General features: G+C 39.0%; 17 protein-coding genes. 1 reads left to right on the top strand and 16 read right to left on the bottom strand.

Features of this window, described 5'->3' with window-relative positions; genetic code table 11:
- Position 1 precedes the first annotated feature (1 nt).
- From AC04Q1_RS23465 to gmd, 5 genes are all read right to left on the bottom strand, one after another.
- A complete protein-coding gene (locus AC04Q1_RS23465; RefSeq protein WP_478366980.1) occupies positions 2 to 1057 on the bottom strand; it encodes an EpsG family protein in 1056 nt (351 codons plus the stop codon).
- Positions 1058 to 1198: 141 nt separating this feature from the next.
- On the bottom strand, positions 1199 to 2464 hold the full coding sequence (locus AC04Q1_RS23460) for an oligosaccharide flippase family protein (RefSeq protein ID WP_478366979.1): 1266 nt from the start codon (positions 2462 to 2464) through the stop codon (positions 1199 to 1201).
- A gap of 103 nt (positions 2465 to 2567) precedes the next feature.
- Positions 2568 to 3638, bottom strand: a complete 1071-nt coding sequence (locus AC04Q1_RS23455; RefSeq protein WP_478366978.1) for a Wzz/FepE/Etk N-terminal domain-containing protein — start codon at positions 3636 to 3638, stop codon at positions 2568 to 2570.
- 183 nt (positions 3639 to 3821) lie between these two features.
- On the bottom strand, positions 3822 to 6374 hold the full coding sequence (locus tag AC04Q1_RS23450; protein ID WP_478366977.1) for an SLBB domain-containing protein: 2553 nt from the start codon (positions 6372 to 6374) through the stop codon (positions 3822 to 3824).
- Positions 6375 to 6409: 35 nt separating this feature from the next.
- Positions 6410 to 7543, bottom strand: a complete 1134-nt coding sequence (gene gmd / locus AC04Q1_RS23445; protein ID WP_478366976.1) for a GDP-mannose 4,6-dehydratase — start codon at positions 7541 to 7543, stop codon at positions 6410 to 6412.
- Positions 7544 to 7751: 208 nt separating this feature from the next.
- On the opposite strand from gmd, the gene AC04Q1_RS23440 reads away from it, so the two are divergent.
- Positions 7752 to 8429 carry a hypothetical protein gene (locus AC04Q1_RS23440; protein ID WP_478366975.1) on the top strand — a complete coding sequence of 226 codons (678 nt, stop codon included), beginning with the start codon at positions 7752 to 7754 and terminating at the stop codon, positions 8427 to 8429.
- A 90-nt stretch (positions 8430 to 8519) separates the two neighbouring features.
- Here AC04Q1_RS23440 and AC04Q1_RS23435 read toward each other — a convergent pair whose 3' ends face one another.
- The 11 genes from AC04Q1_RS23435 to AC04Q1_RS23385 all read right to left on the bottom strand — a co-directional run bounded on the left by AC04Q1_RS23435 (position 8520) and on the right by AC04Q1_RS23385 (position 19977).
- The gene (locus tag AC04Q1_RS23435; protein ID WP_478366973.1) at positions 8520 to 9794 is read right to left on the bottom strand and encodes a nucleotide sugar dehydrogenase; all 1275 of its coding nucleotides are present in this window, start codon (positions 9792 to 9794) and stop codon (positions 8520 to 8522) included.
- Between the two features lie 286 nt (positions 9795 to 10080).
- Positions 10081 to 10941, bottom strand: a complete 861-nt coding sequence (rfbA, locus tag AC04Q1_RS23430) for a glucose-1-phosphate thymidylyltransferase RfbA (protein ID WP_478366972.1) — start codon at positions 10939 to 10941, stop codon at positions 10081 to 10083.
- Between the two features lie 63 nt (positions 10942 to 11004).
- The gene (gene rfbD / locus AC04Q1_RS23425; protein ID WP_478366971.1) at positions 11005 to 11868 is read right to left on the bottom strand and encodes a dTDP-4-dehydrorhamnose reductase; all 864 of its coding nucleotides are present in this window, start codon (positions 11866 to 11868) and stop codon (positions 11005 to 11007) included.
- The gene (rfbC, locus tag AC04Q1_RS23420) at positions 11865 to 12413 is read right to left on the bottom strand and encodes a dTDP-4-dehydrorhamnose 3,5-epimerase (protein WP_478366970.1); all 549 of its coding nucleotides are present in this window, start codon (positions 12411 to 12413) and stop codon (positions 11865 to 11867) included. The genes rfbD and rfbC overlap by 4 nt, the downstream gene beginning before the upstream one ends.
- Positions 12413 to 13465, bottom strand: a complete 1053-nt coding sequence (rfbB, locus tag AC04Q1_RS23415) for a dTDP-glucose 4,6-dehydratase (RefSeq protein WP_478366969.1) — start codon at positions 13463 to 13465, stop codon at positions 12413 to 12415. The genes rfbC and rfbB overlap by 1 nt, the downstream gene beginning before the upstream one ends.
- Before the next feature lie 193 nt (positions 13466 to 13658).
- Positions 13659 to 14645 carry a relaxase/mobilization nuclease domain-containing protein gene (locus tag AC04Q1_RS23410; RefSeq protein ID WP_478367018.1) on the bottom strand — a complete coding sequence of 329 codons (987 nt, stop codon included), beginning with the start codon at positions 14643 to 14645 and terminating at the stop codon, positions 13659 to 13661.
- 115 nt (positions 14646 to 14760) lie between these two features.
- Complete coding sequence (locus AC04Q1_RS23405; RefSeq protein ID WP_478366968.1) at positions 14761 to 15141, bottom strand: plasmid mobilization protein; 381 nt, start codon at positions 15139 to 15141, stop codon at positions 14761 to 14763.
- A gap of 742 nt (positions 15142 to 15883) precedes the next feature.
- The gene (locus AC04Q1_RS23400) at positions 15884 to 16447 is read right to left on the bottom strand and encodes a DUF3109 family protein (RefSeq protein ID WP_478367017.1); all 564 of its coding nucleotides are present in this window, start codon (positions 16445 to 16447) and stop codon (positions 15884 to 15886) included.
- A 2-nt stretch (positions 16448 to 16449) separates the two neighbouring features.
- Positions 16450 to 17223, bottom strand: a complete 774-nt coding sequence (locus AC04Q1_RS23395) for a DUF3108 domain-containing protein (RefSeq protein WP_478367016.1) — start codon at positions 17221 to 17223, stop codon at positions 16450 to 16452.
- Between the two features lie 97 nt (positions 17224 to 17320).
- Positions 17321 to 17836, bottom strand: a complete 516-nt coding sequence (locus AC04Q1_RS23390; protein ID WP_478366967.1) for a DUF2480 family protein — start codon at positions 17834 to 17836, stop codon at positions 17321 to 17323.
- A gap of 65 nt (positions 17837 to 17901) precedes the next feature.
- Positions 17902 to 19977, bottom strand: coding sequence for a SurA N-terminal domain-containing protein (locus AC04Q1_RS23385; protein ID WP_478366966.1), 2076 nt, complete (start codon positions 19975 to 19977; stop codon positions 17902 to 17904).
- Positions 19978 to 20051: the final 74 nt, after the last annotated feature.

The following is a 20051-nucleotide window of genomic DNA, read 5'->3' as shown; positions in this document are numbered from 1 at the left end:
ATCAAAAATAAGGACGAATAAGTGCTGGATCAATTAGTTTAATACCATAATACAGAAAGAATACAAGAAAAATGATGTGTAGGGTAAAGTAGTAGTATCGTTTTTCTCCTGTTTGAAGCGTAGACAACATATTTGGCAAAAGTAAAATGCCAAACTGGAATAAGAGATATGAAAACCTTTGTAATATTGATGTTTGGTAAAAGAATAAACTTAGCGCCAAACCGGATGCAAAAATCCTGTAATACAGCGAATAACTTAAATCTTTATTCCCATTCAAATAGCTAGAGTTTATGAAATAAACTGCCATAATTAAAAATCCCAACGCAGCCACTGCTAGTCCGCCTCCACTTTCCTCTTCTAAATAAATTTGCATATGCTCCGGTATCCCGCCCAACGTTAATACCACCGAGAAGAAATTATAAAATATACCAACAACAGATATTACAACCAATATTGGATAAAAGTATTTATTCTTCACAGAAAAGCAAAGGATTAGTACAGGTATCAATATAAATGCACTATTATGAAAAAGTAGTGAAGTGGCAAATAAAAGCAAAGCCTTGAAGTATTTAAACTGCGCGAGAGCATGTATACACCAAAAAACTAATGCACAACTTAGACCATATCTAATTTGTGTAAAATCACGATAAAGCAAAAAGAAACTTAAATAAAACAACAATGATGTAAAAGGAAAATTGGAATTTTTATAAAAAAAAGTGTAATTTAAAATGCCTGTTGCAGATGCTACTAAAATAAACAGTATCCTTTCATCACCACCCAAAACGAGAATAAGCTTATTGAGTAACATATACCCTCGTTCGGTATTTTCTGAATAGTCTCCTTTAAAAATTTCCAAAAACGTATAGTTATCTGCCTGTTTTAACATCTCTACGTAGTTTATACTATCGTTATCTAGTCCTATAGCTCTAAAGCCTACTAATGTTATGAGGGACAGGCAAAATAGAACATAAATACTCACTTTTAAATAAACTTTATCTGTAAAGTCTAAGGCACAAAAAAGAAAAGACAAGACAAATACCAGATAGTATATTAACATAATACTGTGTATTTAAAAATAACTGCATTTACAACAGGTAAAACCTTTCCCAAAAACGTACAATCCCTACTACAGGAATGAATGCATCCTACTTTAACGTCGAATTTTACTTTTTCCCATTCGAGCAAAAACCATTTTGCGTTATAAAAACCTAAATTTTTTAACATAATAGAATATTACTAAAAAAATAACAGTTTCTACAGTTAACATGCTATAAATAGCTCCGTTTATCTGGTAATAAAAAATAGCTAAAACACTGCATGGGACACTTAAAAATCCGGTAATTAAATAAATTGAAGAGAATTTCCTTTTATGCATTTCATTACCTAATGCCAGCAAGCCTAGTTGCCCACCTACACCACCTAAAGCAATTGGAAAAATCATGGTCATGAAGAGTAGTAACAAATAACTTGCATTACGATCAAATCCGATTAAAAATTTGGAGACAATCCAACTTTCAAAGAAAATGAAGCTCAAAAATGACACTGTCATTATCACGGTAACGCCGAGTAATACCATTTTAAATATCTTTTTTGCTTTTGCAAAATCTGTTTGTTTCAATCTCGCCAGTAAGGGGAAACATGCTTGATTAATGGGGCCTAGTACGCCAAAACAAATAACCCTCACAATACGTTCAATTGCCGCGAAAAGACCGACATTATAGGGCGTGGAGAAAAAACCTAAAAGTAATGTTAGACTATTAGTATATAAACTTATTGCAGAATTAGATAGAAATATTGGCCATGATCCTTTTATTTCATCCATATAATTGCGTGGATGTGTCGAAAAAGAAAAATTTATAAAATAGTATCTATAATTTTTATATACATAAGCTATAGAGATTAAGCCCGCTAGCAGAATAGCTAACGACTGAATAAAAATAGCCATTCCTGAATCTTCTTTGTCCTTAACCAAAATAAATATTAAAGGATACGATAACAGTTTAGAGCATGCATTGATTAAGCTCAGGGCTTTCATCTTATTCAATCCCTGAAACCACCAGATGGGAAACAAAACAGTGCCTAAAACCATGGTCAAAGAAATCCAAATACCTTCTCGGTATTCAAATAGTTTATCTATAAATAAGGTAGCGATAATGGTAACCAGTGCAGCCATCAAGAAGAAAACAAATTTGATTATCAATATATTCCAAAAAATATCCTTTACTTGATGCTCATTATCAACATTTTCTGCTATCTTTTTTGTAGCAGTTAAGTTAAACCCAAAATCAACAAATAATATTATAAATTGCGAAAATGCGAATGCGTAACTATACTTACCAAATGACTCCGTGGAAAGGGTAAGCAATAAGTAGGGGAGTGTTAATAGAGGCAAAAGATAATTTAATCCTTGGATCAAATATAAATAAAGGGAATTACCAAGAATAATTTTGAGCTCGCTCTTCATCAATCATTTTCGTCTAATTATACCTATCTGACAATAATTTAACCAGAAAATTCTGTCGTCTTTAAATTTCATCATGCCTAGCACTGAATATTCGGTCGTGGTTTTACCTAACAGCATCCAAATAAATTTTCCTAATTATTAAAATTATAAAAGCTAAAACTCCAAATAGCACGCCCGTAATAATTGCACATTTCGCTTTACTTGTCTTTTCAATTTCTAATGGTAATGTTGGTGTATCTATCAGTTGAATGAGTGGCGTTTCCTTTAACAAGGTCATTTTTGTAATCTCTAAGTTTTTAACCATTTCACTAAGTACTGCTTTATTTGTTTCTGCAGAAAACTGCGCCTTTTGCGCAGGTGCGGCGCGCTGCACCTGTCTGGTAGGGTTTAAGTTGGGGGTAGCATCGGCAACTTGAACTGCTGCATAAATGGCACCATTCATAACCGCCCTTACCGAGTCTGTTTTATGTTGCAAAACAGCAACATTCCCTGCGGATCTCTTGGTTTTAGTTTTCACATAAAAGTCGTTCACAGCAGCAACAAGCTGTTCTGAAAAAGCCTTAGCAAAAAGCTCGTCACGGCATTTAACCTCTACCTTAATTTTGCTTAGCTTTTTATCGGGCTTTCCAACACTCAAATAGTTTTCATTAATATTTTTAACCACTTCTCTGAGAATACTATCTTTTAGAACAGAAGGCTGGTTAAAAGAATTAAAATTAACCTTTGACCAATCTGTTTGCTTCCATTTCGATTTTAAGCTATTTATTGCTATAAACTGATCTATCAACAAAACCGGTTTACCGCTTACGTCAACGGACGTTAACAATGCTTTTTGAATCATCAATCGGGACTTATATAGCTCAATGATATTATCACCCTGAAAAACCCCTCCGCCGCCACCAATGTCAATACCTGCAATCGAGGCTAGGCTACCTAAATTTGCTAATCCGCCTGTTTTCTCACCATCTTCTAACACAAACGTGGTTGCAGCAGTGTATATTGGTTTTTTATAGAATGCATAAGCTAAACCAAGGGTAGCACCCAACAAACAGAAAACTAAGATGATAACCCATTTTGAAAATAGGTAAATTTTCCATTCTCGCATGATAATAATGAGCTCTCTTAAAGATACCTTACTATTTGCTATTTGCATTTTCTGACTTTCTGTTGTCATTTCTATGTTGTTAGTTTTTCTTTGCCTATTTAACATATTATGTGATCACGACTATTGCCTACACTTTTACACGGATTTCTATTCGTTTATCCAGAAGGGAATCTTCAAGCTTACGTATATTATTCTAGTCCAGAAAATAATATACGTGCTAAGTCTCCTCTACTATCAATTACAAACTAGGTGTTATCGTAATAAACTAACTACAACAGCTGCCAAAGACGCAACGGCTGTTCCAATCCCGATCCAGCTTTGTGCAGTCATACGTTCTCTTTCTGCTCTTTTTGGAACTAATATCTCTGCACCAGGCTTGACAACAGGATAATTGCTGAAAAACAAAAATTTGCTCACTGCTGCCGCAGAGCCGTTGGCATATTTAATATAGGTTCCACCTTTTCTGGCATTCGAGGTAAAGCCACCCGCACCATTGATATATTGCCTCAAACTCTTTCCAGGCAGATAAACAATGCTATTGGGATTGAGTACTTCACCAGTAATCCGCACAGTTTGCAAGGTACGTGGAACACGGATAACATCGCCGTCCTCCACAATAAGGTCGTATTTCCCCAATGGTTTTTCCATTATACGCTCCAGATTGATACCCACCAGATCACTTTGAATCAGTTTCTGCTCCACTTCTGCTGCCAGCGTATCTTTAGCACCGGCTTCCTGTGCGCGTTTTAAGCTGAGGTATTTTTTCTCCTCTTCTTCTTTATTGTTAATTGCATTCTTATCTGCCGGATTTACTTTTTCAGCGCCAGGTCGTTTCAAACTTGCCCCCTCGGTATAGGCATAAGAAGTGAGCCCCCCTGCCCTTTTGATTACATCAGAAATACGTTCATTTTTATTGGTGATGGTATATACACCAGGATAAAGAACCTCTCCCTCCAACTTCACCTGTTTCTGAATGGAATAACCCTCCGAATTTCTGATCGAAACAATATCAAAAGGCTGCAAAACAAAAGTAGGACCCTCAATTTTCAGGTTCTGGTCAACCGAAAGGGTGAATACTTCAGCCGTCCGCGAGGTTTTACCTACTGTATCTGCACTTTTAACTCTCCTGGAGATTTCGATCCGGCTGGGTGTAGCACCTTCTTTGAAACCGCCCGCCATTTGGATCAAAGCTTCCACACTCATGTTATCCGCATAATCAAATGTGCCTGGCTGCCTAACCTCTCCCTGGATACTAAGCTTATATTCATCTCTCAAGTCAAACAAAGACGATATTGTTACCTTGTCTTCTCTTTGAAGCGGAATGTCAGCCTGCACGCCAGACATGATCTTAGCCACATCAAAAGAAATCAAACTGGCGGTATTGTCGAAATTCAAGCGGTTAATATAACCTCTATTTAAAAAAGCATCTTCTTTCAAACCGTCGGCTTTGGTAATCAAGCCTTTCAAAGTGGTGCCATCTTCTAGCGAATACATCCCAGGACGGAAAACAGCTCCATCAATTTCCACCTTATTGGCAAAACGGTCTAAAATCGTATCCACAATAAACTTATCTCCATTCTGGGGAGTATAGCTATTGAATTGCGTGCTGGAAACATCAATGATCTTCCGTTCTCTATTGGTATTTTGCAATACTTTAATATTAGAACTATAAGCCTCCGTAGAAAAACCACCTGCAAAGCGCAGAAGATCGGCAAGACTTTCACCAGACACCACTTCAAATAGTGCCGGCCTTTTAACCTCTCCTGACATTTCTACCCGCTTTTCATAAACCGGAATGTTTATCACATCCTGATCTTGTAATCGGATATTACCTTTTTGAACGCCATTTAGCAGGAAGTTATACACATCAATAGTAGATACGATAGTGTTTCCCCTGATTACCTGTATTTTACGGAATGATCCGTTTTCATTCGGTCCTCCAGAAGCGTTTAATGCATTAAACACAGTAGAAAGGGAAGAAAGGGAATAGGAGCCTGGTTTTACTACCTCTCCAACAAGCGTAATTTTAATCGTACGGATATTGCCCAGGTTTACAGCTACCGTAGTTCTGCCCGTTCTTAGTGAAGGATAAGTGGATGCAAGACCCGACCGGATTTTACTGATGGCCTGCTCAATGGTCAGACCACCTACTGCTATATTTCCAACGTACTGTAAACGTATTAAGCCATCAGGGCTAACTTTTAGTTTATAACTGGCTTCATTATCTCCACTTAAATCTACCAAAAGTTCATCATCCGGCCCAATTACATATCCTTTTGGAGTAGCCATTCGGAGATTGGGTTCAAATGTGAGGCTACTGCTGGCAAAAAGTTCTTTTCCAAAAATTTTGGGTTTCAAACCCTCGAAAATATTGATTTCAGTTTGTGGGTCTTTATTGTTTGTCTTTTTATTGTTTATATTTTTACTATCTGATTTTTTTGTTGAATCCTGGTTGATCTTAACTGCTGTCCTTGACCGATCATCGCTTTCTTCTCCATCTCTATTCAGCGTATTATTGTTCTGTGAGCTAGTGCCACTGGTTGTCCCATCCTGCTTTCGGATTTTCTCTACTCTTAGTCTAAGTTTTTGAATTTCTTCAGCTTTCATGCCTTGTGCAGCAGCCATCTGCTCCAACTGTGCATCGTTATAACCGATAGATTCCGCACGCTGGATTAATTGCCTGATCTGGGTATCAGTTAGGTCGTCGACCCTCACATTTGCATAATTGGTCTGAGCCATTAACTTTTGAAATGCAGTGAGCATGACCAAAAATAGTAGGATTGTAAATATGTTTTTCAACTTCATAGGTATAGGAAGTATTATTTAATTATGTTTTATGATTACTCGAAGTAATTCAATGTGCTGAATCCGCCTTCTTTTAAATACTGATCTTTTTTCATTACTTGCAGATCTGAATGCACCATCTCTTTTACCAGCGCAGCCAGATCATATTTAGGAACCCAGCCTAACTGTGTTTTTGATTTTGTAGGATCGCCAAGAAGCAGATCAACTTCCGTTGGCCTGAAATATTTGGCATCCACCTGAACCACCGTCTGACCCGGCTTTAGTGCATCGGCATTTAGTCCAAAATTGCCCAACAGTTCCTGGTCAACATCTATAATTACCCCTCTTTCATACTCATCTTTTCCACTGAATTCAATTTCAATCCCCAGCTCTGCAAAACTCATTCTAACGAAATCTCTAACCGTTGTGGTCACCCCTGTTGCAATCACATAATCTTCGGCTTTTTCCTGTTGCAGGATCAACCACATCGCTTCAATGTAATCTTTGGCATGTCCCCAATCCCTTTGTGCTGAGAGATTACCCAAATAAAGGCATTCCTGCAAGCCAAGTGCAATTTTAGCCGCCGCTCTGGTAATCTTGCGTGTCACGAAAGTTTCTCCCCGTAAAGGGCTTTCGTGGTTAAATAGAATACCATTGCAGGCAAATAATCCATAGGCTTCCCGGTAATTAACGGTAATCCAGTAGGCGTACATCTTCGCAACAGCGTATGGCGATCTAGGATAAAAAGGCGTGGTTTCACTCTGCGGAACGGCTTGTACAAGTCCGTAAAGTTCAGACGTAGAAGCCTGATATATTTTAGTCTTGGTTAGCCCAAGGATTCTGATGGCCTCTAGTAACCTCAGCGTACCTATTCCGTCGGCATTGGCCGTATATTCGGGCATCTCGAAGCTCACATGAACATGGCTCATTGCTGCGAGGTTATAAATTTCATCAGGTTGAGTCTCCTGGATGATGCGGATCAGGTTTGTAGAATCTGTTAGGTCACCAAAATGAAGTTTGAAATTAACATTGTTCTCATGTTGATCCTGATATAAGTGATCGATGCGGTCAGTATTGAATAGCGACGACCTTCTCTTTAAACCGTGAACCATATAGCCTTTCTTCAGAAGAAATTCTGCCAGATATGCTCCGTCCTGGCCCGTAACACCTGTTATTAGCGCAACTTTCATAAACTATTTTGATAACTTTTTAAGCGAGCAAACATACATAATTTTTTCTAGCTTAAGGATAGGAAGCCCCTGCTCATTTGCCAGTAGTATGAAATTATCGTATTTTACTACCTCACCAATCACGATTGATGTTCTCAAAAATATAAATGCCTATCAATGATCTACATCTGGGAAATATCTTTATTTTTGAAGTTGATATCCTGATCAAATGAAAAAAATTATACTCCTGTTGGCGGTACTAGCGCTATCATTACCTACATTTTCCCAAACAAGTGCAGATTACAACTTCTCCTTAGGCTTAAAAGCGTACAGCATCATGCAGCTTCCTAAGATATTGAACCAAACAAATTACCAGGATTTCAACCATACTTACGCAAATGCACTGTTCATGAAATTCAATGACAATCAAATCAGTTACCGTATCGGTGGAAATTTTTACAGAAAGAGTATCACTTTCCCTAATACCTGTGCCAGTTGTGAGATTGCGGAAGGAACACTGACTGATTTTTCATTTAAAGTTGGCTTTGAAAAGAATTTCACATACTCCCGTGTTCAACCTTATTTTGGGATAGACCTGGGTTACCGCTCTAACAGATTTAGTGGCAATACCTATCCGGGCAATACCATGTTTGTGGGTACAGCCAGATATGCAGAATCATCGAAAAATGGATTGGTCATTTCGCCCATTATAGGCATCAAGCTCAACTTAATACCGCTTATGGATCTATTTGCGGAAAGCAGTCTCGACTATTTTTATTCTTACGAACGCCAGGAATCAACAGAGCCAAATGGAACATCAAGATCGGTTAATACCTATCAAAAAGCAGAGTTCTTACTTAACCTTTTTTCAGCAGGAATCCAATTTAACATTAGTAGGAGAAATTAATCCCAAAACAGCTATTGCATATTATGGCGGATCTCCAAGAAGAGCACCGACCGGATAAAACTTGGTTTGTTAAGCAATGATAAATACTAGCTATAATCTACCGTCAACTAAATCACGCGCAATGAACGACTTGGTATCGAAAATAACGGCTCCGACTTTTCTAAAGCTGGAATAATCAACGTTCAAAAACTGGTAATGGGAGACCGCCAGAATCACAGCATCATATTGATATCCAAACTGTTCCAACAACCCAAAACCATATTCTTTTTCCACTTCCTGCGAATTGGCCCAGGGATCAAACACATCAACATCCAAACCAAACGATATCAGTTCCCTATAAATATCAATCGCACGGGTATTGCGAATGTCAGGACAATTTTCCTTGAAGGCAAATCCCAGGATTAATGCTTTCGCCCCGTTTATCGATTTGTCCCTGGCAATCATCATTTTAATGACCTTATTTGCAACAAACATGCCCATATTGTCATTAACGCGCCTGCCGGATAGGATCACTTCAGGTTTATACCCCAGAGATTCAGATTTATGCGCCAGATAGTAAGGATCAACACCGATACAATGCCCGCCAACCAGCCCCGGTTTATAGTTTAAGAAATTCCATTTGGTAGATGCAGCGGCCAGTACATCTGTTGTATCTATCTCCATCCTATCAAAAATTAAGGCCAGCTCATTCACAAATGAAATGTTCACATCTCGCTGCGCATTTTCGATTGCTTTTGAAGCTTCCGCAACTTTTATGCTTGGCGCTAAATGGGTTCCCGCGGTAATAATAGAAGCGTAGAGTTGATTAATTTCAACAGCAATTGCAGGTGTAGAGCCCGAGGTAACCTTTTTAATCTTGGTAAGTGTATTGATTTTGTCTCCCGGATTAATCCTTTCTGGCGAGTAGCCGCAGAAAAAATCGACATTATATATTAAACCCGAAATCTTTTCTAAAACAGGTACACAATCTTCCTCCGTACAACCGGGATAAACGGTCGATTCATAAATGACAATGTCGCCTGCTTTTAATACAATACCCAACATTTTACTGGCCGAAAGCAAGGGTTGCAGATCTGGCCGTTTAAGGTGATCGATTGGTGTAGGTACGGTAACAATGTAAATGGTGCAGGCTGCCAGTTCGGCTAAACTGGCACTGAGGGTTAAACCCGGTTCAGATGCAGAAAGCACAGATTCCAGATCCTCCAAATTGGCTTCGTTTGTCCGGTCCTGTAATTGATTTAATTCCGCCACACGACCCTCATTCGTATCAAAACCAATTACTTTATATTGTTTGGCAAATTCGATCGCCAATGGCAGCCCAACATACCCCAGACCAATAACGGCAATCTGCTTTTTTGTATTCATTTTTCTTTTGGTAATTGGCCAAAGATAAGATAAATCAAGAAAGCTTTAATCCAATTTCATTAGCACCCGAGGGTTTTCAACCACAAAGGGCACAGAGAAAAAAGCATAAAGCACAATGTTGGGGGATTTTAACATTTAAATGAACTTACATCACTTATATGGTAAAGTGCAAAAAATTTGCCAGGATCCTTTGCGGTACTCCGGGATAACAAAAAGCTAAAAAAGAAATCTCCAATCAACACCATCGTATCAATTGGAGATTTATTATAAAGAGCTTCTAAACTTCTTACTTAATCTGTTTCAAAAGGTAACTTCCATACCCGCTTTTAACCAGTGGAGTAGCGATAGCCTTAAGCTGCACTGCATCGATAAAGCCCATGCGATAAGCAATCTCTTCGATACATCCGATTTTTAAACCTTGCCGTTCTTCGATAATCTGAACAAATTGACCAGCCTGCATTAAAGAAGTAAAAGTTCCGGTATCTAACCAGGCAGTACCCCGGCTCAATACACCTACTTTTAATTTACCGCGCTTTAAGTAGATACGGTTTACATCAGTAATTTCATATTCACCACGGGGAGAAGGTTTAATGTTCTTGGCAATTTCCACTACTTCATTATCATAAAAATACAAGCCAGGCACCGCATAATCTGATTTCGGCTGAACAGGTTTTTCTTCGATAGAGATGGCCTTTTTATCTGCGTCAAACTCCACTACACCATAACGTTCAGGATCAGCAACCTGGTAGGCAAATACCACACCACCATCAGGATCAGAACTTGCCTGTAATAATTTAGCCATACCATCACCATGGAAAATATTATCACCCAATACCAGGGCTACTTTATCTTTACCTATAAATTCTTCTCCAATAACAAAAGCCTGTGCTAAACCATTGGGCTCTGCCTGCACCGCATAACTAAATTTACAGCCAAGAGAAGCACCATCTCCCAACAATTTCTCGAAATTTGGGAGATCGTGTGGGGTAGAAATGATCAGTATTTCCTTTATCCCAGCCAACATTAGAGTTGATAGCGGATAATAGATCATCGGTTTATCGTAAACCGGCATCATCTGTTTACTACAGGCAAGGGTTAATGGATGTAAACGTGTTCCGCTACCACCAGCTAAGATTATACCTTTCATATTAGATTTGAGATTTGAAACATTAGATTGGAGGGAATAGCCAACTTAATGCGCTATGTTTTTTTATCTGTTACTATCAATTTGTTTTATACAAGAGATCAAACTATCTCTCCAGTAGGGAATTTCGATATTAAATGTTTCTTTAATCTTGGTTTTATCCATTACCGAAAATGCCGGCCGCACAGCCTTTGTTGGATAGGCTGATCCTGGAATAGGATTGACTTTAACCACAGTTTCGCTGATATCAAAAATAGCCTTTGCAAAATCGAACCACGAGGTTACGCCCTCATTGCTATAATGGTATATGCCATATGCTGTTGATGATGATGCAATAATATCAAAAATAGCATTTGCCAGATCGATCGCATAAGTAGGCGTACCCACCTGATCGGCAATGATATTCAGTTCATCCCGTTCGGCACCAAGTTTTAACATGGTTTTCACGAAATTGTTTGCAAACTCCGAATACAACCAACTGGTGCGGATAATAAAATGTGCTGGTAATTTTGCAGCAACTGCCTTTTCTCCATCCAATTTGGTTACACCATACACATTAATGGGTTTAGCTTCATCCTCTTCTTTTAACAATTTCACTTCATTTCCTTCGAAAACGAAATCGGTAGACACATGTACCAAAGTGGCTCCATTTGTTGAACAGGCAGAAGCCAGATAGGCCGCTCCCGTTTCATTAATTGCTTTAGCCAGATCAGTTTCATCTTCCGCTTTATCAACAGCGGTATAGGCCGCACAGTTAATTACAAAGGCGGGCTGTGTTGTAGCCAAAAGTGTATTGAGGCCATCTTCGTTCAAAATATTGGCATCCTGTTCTGCAGGAAAAACAATTTCCGTAATGCCTCTACGCTCAGCAACAGTTTTTAAACATTGGCCCAATTGCCCACCAGCACCAATTACTAATATTTTGTTCATATGTACTGTAAAGCTGAAAACGGGTTTAAAAGTAGATCTTTGTCGGATATGGCTTGATCTTCTTCCGGGATCAACCAATCGATATTTAAATCCGTATCATTATAAATTACCCCGGTTTCTGAGGCTTTGTTAAAGAAGTTATCGCATTTGTATAAAAACTCTGCCGTTTCGCTTAACACCGAAAAGCCATGTACAAATCCCCTGGGGATATACAACTGAAGTTTATTCTCTGCACTTAAACGTACCGAGATATGTTTACCATAAGTAGTCGAACTTGGCCGTACATCTACCGCAACATCCAATACCTCACCTTTAGTAACACGAACCAGCTTGGCCTGTGCAAATTCACCGGTTTGTGCGTGTAGGCCACGGATAACGCCATAAGAAGAGTAAGACTGATTATCCTGAACAAATCTGCCAGACAAACCCGTTTTCTCTTCAAAGGTGTTTTGGTTAAAGCTTTCAAAAAAATAACCTCTGGGGTCTTCAAATACCCTTGGTTTAATAATTAAGCAGTCTTTTAATCCCGTTTGTTCAATTTCCATTATTTATGGCTGTACTGTTGTTCGTAATACGATTGATAATTGCCCGATGTTACATTGTTTAACCAGTCTTCATTTTGCAGGTACCAGTCTACCGTTTTCGCCAAACCTTCTTCAAACTGTAAGCTTGGTACCCAGTCCAGTTGATTTTGCAGTTTGCTCGAATCAATGGCATAACGTAAATCATGCCCGGCACGGTCGGTTACATAGGTAATCAGTTTAGCCGATTCCCCTGCTTCACGACCTAACTTTTGATCCATGATCGTACAAAGCAGATTAATCAGATCGATATTTTTCCATTCGTTATGCCCACCGATATTATAGGTGTCGCCTGTTTTCGAATGGTGAAAAATTACATCGATTGCTCTGGCATGGTCTTCTACCCATAACCAATCGCGTACGTTTTCACCTTTACCATAAACCGGTACAGCTTTGTTATTTTTAATATTATTAATGGCCAATGGAATCAGTTTCTCCGGAAAATGATGCGAACCATAGTTATTTGAGCAATTGGATATTACACAGTCCATTCCATAAGTATCGTGGTAAGCCCTTACAAAATGGTCTGAACTTGCTTTTGATGCCGAATATGGGCTATGTGGATCGTAGGCAGTAGTTTCGGTAAACATACCTTCTTCGCCCAAAGCACCATATACCTCATCGGTACTCACATGATAGAAACGTTTTTTGTCGTAATCACCTTTCCAATATTCGCGGGCAGCATTTAATAAATTTACGGTTCCGATTACATTGGTAATTACAAAAGCGGTTGGATCTGAAATAGAACGGTCTACATGGCTTTCCGCCGCAAGATGGATCACTGCATCAAAGTTTTCTGTTTTAAACAGATCGAACATTGCTGTAGCATCTGTGATATCCTCTTTTACAAATCTATAATTCGGTTTATTTTCAATATCGGTTAAATTAGCAAGATTACCTGCATAGGTGAGCTTATCCAAGTTAACAATCTCATACTGAGGATAGTTGTTCACAAAACGGCGGACTACATGAGAGCCTATAAAGCCCGCACCACCAGTGATTAATATTTTTTTCACAGTGTCTAGATGATTTTCAATTCCGCTAAAGTAAGCTAGATTTAACTGAAATACAACTTATTTTAAATTTTGGTGACGGTATTTCCCAGATGTCAATTAATAAACAAAAATGATAAGACGATAATATTAATATTTATTTTTCTCAGGTGATATTAGCAGATCATATGATGTTAGTTGTGGACATTGAGAATGGTTATCTCCCACGTCGGGCAATTCCCGGTTCAGATTCGCTTATATTAACAGACATTTTTTTTGAAGGGGCTGGTGTTGATATATTATTCCGGCTCTCGCCCTTTTTATAAAAAATGATCTCATCACCTTGAATATATCCTTCTGGACAATCCAATTCCTTAGTGAGCGTGATTAAATCTATAATTTCTTTTCCATCATGCACCCGGTTAGTATGGTGGTTGATTACGGTAAATCCAACTATACTTCTTCCTTCACTATGATAAATAATATCTGCTTCAAGTTTCTCCTTTAGCAGGACACCAAGATCAGACCTGTAGTTTTGTCTGAGATAAGAATGCCAGAAAGAAGGGTGACGAACCGGCTTACCGGAAACAACCTTTAAAAACAGCTCAATAACCCGCCTAAGTGCGTTATTCGCAATGGGGCTGGGCCGATACTGCCGTATACAAAACTCGATAATATTTAATTCTATGGAGTGAAGTGTCCTAGAATGTTTTACCATATGAACCGCAGAATCTTTGACATAACCGGAATAGCCCATATTTTTCAAAAGAACGAGAAACTGCCCTAAACTTGTAAAACCATAGCGAAGTGCTTTTCCCGCATCCATCTTGGCCTGGGCAACAGGATCAAACCCGATCAGCTCATGTAATGCCACAGATGCCCTGAATTTTTCATAACGCGAAGGAACGGACTTCCTGTTCTTACATACCCTTACCGAAACAATATGCACATGATTGTTTGGATTGTCGCTATGGAAATAAATCAGATATGGGTTATCTCCATAACCCATCTTTTTTAACCATTGATGGGCAATATCAGTCAGTTCATTTTTATCACGCGAGTGCCCCTTGGCCATAATACTGACATGAAGCTGCTTGTTTTTAACCTTTGGATTGAGTGAGGCAATCATCTGCAGATACGACTTAAAATCTGCAGCCCTGGGTTTGGATATTATTGTGAGGGCCTGAAAGTTCCTGACAGACATCAGTTCTGCCGTTCCACAGGATAATTTGTCGCTGTTATACTTTATTGCCGCAAACTGGCTATTAGAAGAGAGAAACTGGACTATCATTCCTATTATCAGATAATGCACTCAGTATTTAATTATTATTGATCATTTTAATAAGTTTTCTCATACATCGGCCTATATTGTGTTGGGACGAAATACATTCACCAACTAAGTTCATCAGCTCATCCACACGATAACGATTAAGTGTACCTTCAAATGTATTTTGTGTGAAGCGGTGGATTGCCAGGGTCGAGGATTGCGATTCAACGGCGACCCGGTCGAGCCAATTGACGAGTTGGGCTGAATCAATTAAAAGATGGGCTCTTTTATCAAACAATATCCGTCTGAGATATTCCGACATGGTAACACCGAGTTTTGTAATATCCTTCCTTATCTCCCTATATTCATCATCGGTGAGGCAACAGATCGCCTTTCGATTTCGTAATTCATTCTCTTTATATTTTTTTTTCATAGCAGCAGATTTCATGGCATATTCAGCAAGGGAAAAATATTCCCAAGCCTACATCAGCAAAAATCTATATGAATTGAGTAATTTATTGACAGTCCTGTAACAGCACCCAACGATTTTCTATGTCGATCGCCATAAGGAGGCCCCGATTGGGTATCCAAGCTCAAGATCCACGGAAGGAAGTCTTAAAACCATTTCCCAACAAAGAAAATTCGATTTTCCACTCGAAGAGCGAGGGGTCCGGGTAACTGGAGATTATTTTATTTATTCAAATTTCATGCTAATTTAAATGCCACAATCAGCATTTCCAATGCGATAAGGCAGATTTCCACGCAGCATAACTGTCAGGAGAGCAGCGTCAGCATAAGATTTTTTGCTCATTCATTGACAGTCCTGTAACAATACCCAGCGATTTTTTGAATACCCGTATTCCATCTGCAGATTACTTTTTAACTTCAAGGTTTAACCAACAGAGAATAAATTTATCTAAGTATATGGATACAAAAATCCGCTGCATATTAACTACCTGCACTACCACATGCTCTTTGAGCACGGCAAAAACAAGATGTTGTTATTAAAAAATCCATAGTCCATGTGAAAACAACTGCCCCCTGGATTGCATCCAATAAGATCATGTGGAAAATTTGAATAGCGCGCAAATGCTATAAAGATCCGGTACATTGGCGAAACCCGTGACATAAAATAAAGACCAAATTGAGGAGCTGACAGGCGGATGTCCTCCTGATTACATTGATGCTACAGAACTTTCTAATTCTTTATACCAGTCTTCACCATACTTACGGATCAGCGGTCCTTTTAAAAAGCTATAAACAGGTACTTTAAGTTCGCGCCCAAAAGTACAGGCATCATGGCAGATGTGCCAGCGGTCGTAATTTAATACCTCAAATTCAGGATATTTGGTAATCCGGATAGGGTATAGGTGACAGGAAATCGGCTTTTGCCAATCTACAATGCCCTGTTCATACGCTTTTTCAATCGCACATTTTGTAATGCCGCCTTCAAAAAGTACATAAGCACATTCCTTATTTTTATCTACACAAGGAGTGGTCAGATCGCCATCTTCATCTACAACATAAACACCTTGTTCTTCAATGGCTTTAATCCCCTTTTCATTCAACAGGTGTTTAATTTTTGGATAAATCTCCTCCAGTACAGCCTTTTCATCATTATCCAATGGTGCACCCGAATCGCCTTCCACGCAACAGATCCCTTTGCACTTGCTTAAATTGCAAACAAAGTTTTCTTTCAATACATCTTCGTGCACCAGCACCTGTTCAACTTCTATCATCATTATTCTTTTGCTAAAGCATATTTCAACCCATCGGCCGATTTTAATTCCATGGTTACCGCACCCACCAATATTTCTACCTGGGCCTTTACCGGCACCCGGTTTCCATCGTCAGTTACCCAAAGGTATAACCGGCTATCTTTTTTAAAGATCCTGCCTGGTTTAATGGATGGACTAAATTTTAAACAACGGATATTTCCTAATTTACTTTTGATCGTTTCCTTGCCCACATACTCGACCTCTAATGCCGAAATCTCATCCCCCAAAAAATAGTTCAGCTTAAACTTATCGCCAACCTTAATTTTACCAATATCAAGACTCCTTGCAAAGTAATACGCCGAAACAAGGTCAAAGGTCTGGTTGGTCGGTGTAGTAAAAGTCCCTCTGTTCGAAACCACTTTTTTCGCATCCTGTGTAAAACGTGCCTTATCCTGGCGTCTGTAACTCGCCTCTCGGATGTTTTCCTGATAGAAGTAAGGCAAGAGGTCAGTTTTATCAATGTACGAATCGTAGTGGTCCCTTATCTTGTAAAAAACATCAAAGGTACCTGATGTCTGCGCATCAACGGTAAGTTTATAGGTAGGCTTATTATCAAATTTTAAGTCAGAGTTTGCTACTTTAATGGTAGCCTCAGCTGCTGTGATAAATCCATACCTTAATTTATATTGTAAAACTTCTCCTTCCTGAAAAACAGCTTCCTTTTTTAGGGGAAGTTCCTGCGCCACCGCGAAAAGGCTGCATAAGCCCGCCGTAAGGGTTATCATTAATTTCTTCATTGCTCTTGTATTCATTTGTGTGTGTTTGGGAAAAGCGGCCTCAAAAACCTGGTCAAATTCTTTCCCCTATGAAGATATACAAAAAGCAAACCAAAATTTAATCTTTTCGCTTATATACCGGAACGGTAGAGCATGGCTCGCCGAACATAATGCTCTTCACCACCGGTGTAAGCAGGTTGGTTACTTCTACATAAGCCGCAACCGGCACATCAATATCGCCACATCCTTTTACCACCACACGCTCGTTGGCATAATCCTGGGGATTAATTTTAGCCAGTGCTTTGGCAAATAAAACAGCTTCTAAAGTATCAAGTCCACCAAAAACCACTTCGTTGGCATAAGGCTGCAACCTGTTGGCCAGTAACATATAGGCCCAGGTAGGCACAATGGCATCTGCCGAGCAGATAATGGCCACGTTTTTATCCTGGTACTGCGCCCAATCATGATTTTTGATGAATTCCCTAAAATCTTTCTCCTTCAGCATTAAGCCATGAAAAAGATTATCTACAATATCATACAGTACTCTTTCGCCCTTAGGGTAAAAATCCTCGAGGTTTAAGGTAATTAAACCGCTATTGGCTACTTTATTAATGATGTTTTCCTGAATTTCCATGGCCTTAAATAAAAAAACCGTTCCAACTAAACATCGGAACGGTTACAAAATTACGGAATTTCTAATTAATAGAATTTCACACGATTGTCTTTTATCTTGGCATTTTCTTGTAAAGCCTGGAAAGCCGATCCTAATGAACGCTGACCTAAACTTAACAACATGCTTTCTTTTTGTTTAAACATGTTTGCAATTGGTGCCGGACTTGTAAATCCATCAACTGAAAATACATACACACCACGTTCACCTTGAACAGGTGCAGATACTTTACCTGGCTGTGAACCAAAAACGCTACCTACCAGGGCATTTTCTTGCGCTACACCTGGAATTACAGGGTTAGCAAATACTACGTTCTGCACTGGGTTAACCGGACGGGCAACTTTAGCAGCAACCTGATCGATATTTGCTTTGCCTGCATTGGCCAATTTCTCTTTCAATAATTTTGCCTTAACTGCATTAAGCACCATTGGTTCGATTTCTTTCTTCACATCAGCCAATGCTAAAATGCCTTTCGGACTGATTGCAGTTAAGTGTGCTACCACGTAAGCGTTGCTCATGGTATAGATTTCAGGTAAAACATCACCCTTTTCTGCTGCATAAGCATCCTGGATTAATTTACGTGGATTATCTAATCCGGCCGCAAAACCCTGGGTTGGTGCCACTTTATCAGCTACAGCAACTTTTAAGCCTTTCTGTGCCGCAAATTTGCTAAAATCGTTACCTTTTACATCGGTTAAGAAAGTGCTCGCTGCCTTGTAAGCTGCTGCCTGGGTTTTGCTACTTGCGCCCAATGCTTTTTCTACATAAGCCAGTTTAGCCACTTTAGACGAACCGATCTGTTTTTCGATTTTAAGGATATGGTAACCAAACTGAGATTTTACAACTTTAAGATCTCCGGCTTTACCGTCGAATGCAGCATTTTCGAATTCAGGAACCATTTGTCCGCGTGCAAAAGTTGGCAATTCGCCACCTTTGTCTTTTGAACCATCTACACTATAGTTTTTAGCTAGTTCAGCAAAGTTACCGCCTTTTAAAATTAACCCTTTTAACGAGTCAGCTAATTTAACCGCTTTATCTTCACCACCAACTTTAGCCGGATCGATTAAGATATGGCTTGCCTTTACCGAATCAGGAGAGATGCGGGTAGATACCACTTTAATGATTTTATAGGAGTTACCGGTTAATTTTGGACCGTAAAAACTGCCTGCAGGTAAAGCAAATACTGCAGAATCAACCGCTGGATCTAACTTACCTTTGGTGATATAAGTAAAAGGAACTTTAACATCTGAATTGATCGCCGCGAAAAGTGAATCATTTTTAGCTACCTGGAAATCAGCAGCGATTTTATCAACCTGCGTTTTAATCGCTAACGAATCTGCCTTGTTCGGGCTGATGCTAAAAGTAACATATTCGAAAGCACGTGTTTCCTGTGGATTGTTAAAACGCGCTTTGTTCTGATCATAATAGTCAGAATAATCACCATCAGTTAATTTAACCGATTTGTCTGGAATAGAAGTATAATCTAAACTAACATATTTGAAGTTAGCCAGTTTGTTGCGGTTGTTATACTCGTCTGTAGCTTCTAATGAAGTTACATAAACCGAATTACGGATTAGATTAGAATATTTGGTCTGTAATGCCTGGTTTTTAATTTCCTCCTGCAACATGTTCGACTGTTGTATCGCCTGAGGTTCTTTCGATTTTAGAAAGTTCATCAACGTAGCGCGGTCTATTTGTCCGGTTTGAGGATTAGAGAAATATTGTTTGATCAGTGGGCTAGGGTTCTGGCCTTGTAATAAATCCAACAGCTCATCTTCCGATACTGTTAAACCTAAACGGTCATATTCTTTTGTTAACAAAACTTTAGCTAATTCTGCATTCCAGGCCTGATCTACAGCCATGGCAGTCATTTGTGCATTTGCACTCCCACCATATTGTTGTTTCATCTGGTTTACACCCTGCTCAACTTTTGGTCCGAACTCATCGATATTGATATCGTTTCCATCAATAGACCCTACAACTTTTTGATTTGCCGACCAAAAAGGTTTACCCACGTTAATTGCATCACCTACTAAAAATGCAACAATTGCAAAACCGATTGCAAAGACCAGGATATAGCCCGCACGGTTACGCAAAAATGTCATTAATCCCATATTATACTTTATAAATTTATTTAGTTCTTTTTTAAGAGGGCGCAAGATACAAATTTGCCTTAAAA

Source organism: Pedobacter humicola (assembly GCF_056490705.1).
This window is presented reverse-complemented; position numbering and strand designations above follow the sequence as displayed.

Excerpts from the sequence above, each read along its gene's own strand:
- AC04Q1_RS23465 (WP_478366980.1), bottom strand. The coding sequence starts at position 1,057 with ATGTTAATATACTATCTGGTATTTGTCTTGTCTTTTCTTTTTTGTGCC.
- AC04Q1_RS23460 (WP_478366979.1), bottom strand. The coding sequence starts at position 2,464 with ATGAAGAGCGAGCTCAAAATTATTCTTGGTAATTCCCTTTATTTATAT.
- AC04Q1_RS23450 (WP_478366977.1), bottom strand. The coding sequence starts at position 6,374 with ATGAAGTTGAAAAACATATTTACAATCCTACTATTTTTGGTCATGCTC.
- rfbA (WP_478366972.1), bottom strand. The coding sequence starts at position 10,941 with ATGAAAGGTATAATCTTAGCTGGTGGTAGCGGAACACGTTTACATCCA.
- AC04Q1_RS23455 (WP_478366978.1), bottom strand. The coding sequence starts at position 3,638 with ATGACAACAGAAAGTCAGAAAATGCAAATAGCAAATAGTAAGGTATCT.
- AC04Q1_RS23435 (WP_478366973.1), bottom strand. The coding sequence starts at position 9,794 with ATGAATACAAAAAAGCAGATTGCCGTTATTGGTCTGGGGTATGTTGGG.
- AC04Q1_RS23405 (WP_478366968.1), bottom strand. The coding sequence starts at position 15,141 with ATGAAAAAAAAATATAAAGAGAATGAATTACGAAATCGAAAGGCGATC.
- rfbD (WP_478366971.1), bottom strand. The coding sequence starts at position 11,868 with ATGAACAAAATATTAGTAATTGGTGCTGGTGGGCAATTGGGCCAATGT.
- rfbC (WP_478366970.1), bottom strand. The coding sequence starts at position 12,413 with ATGGAAATTGAACAAACGGGATTAAAAGACTGCTTAATTATTAAACCA.
- AC04Q1_RS23400 (WP_478367017.1), bottom strand. The coding sequence starts at position 16,447 with ATGATAGAAGTTGAACAGGTGCTGGTGCACGAAGATGTATTGAAAGAA.
- AC04Q1_RS23410 (WP_478367018.1), bottom strand. The coding sequence starts at position 14,645 with ATGTCTGTCAGGAACTTTCAGGCCCTCACAATAATATCCAAACCCAGG.
- AC04Q1_RS23385 (WP_478366966.1), bottom strand. The coding sequence starts at position 19,977 with ATGACATTTTTGCGTAACCGTGCGGGCTATATCCTGGTCTTTGCAATC.
- gmd (WP_478366976.1), bottom strand. The coding sequence starts at position 7,543 with ATGAAAGTTGCGCTAATAACAGGTGTTACGGGCCAGGACGGAGCATAT.
- AC04Q1_RS23395 (WP_478367016.1), bottom strand. The coding sequence starts at position 17,223 with ATGAAGAAATTAATGATAACCCTTACGGCGGGCTTATGCAGCCTTTTC.
- AC04Q1_RS23440 (WP_478366975.1), top strand. The coding sequence starts at position 7,752 with ATGAAAAAAATTATACTCCTGTTGGCGGTACTAGCGCTATCATTACCT.
- AC04Q1_RS23390 (WP_478366967.1), bottom strand. The coding sequence starts at position 17,836 with ATGGAAATTCAGGAAAACATCATTAATAAAGTAGCCAATAGCGGTTTA.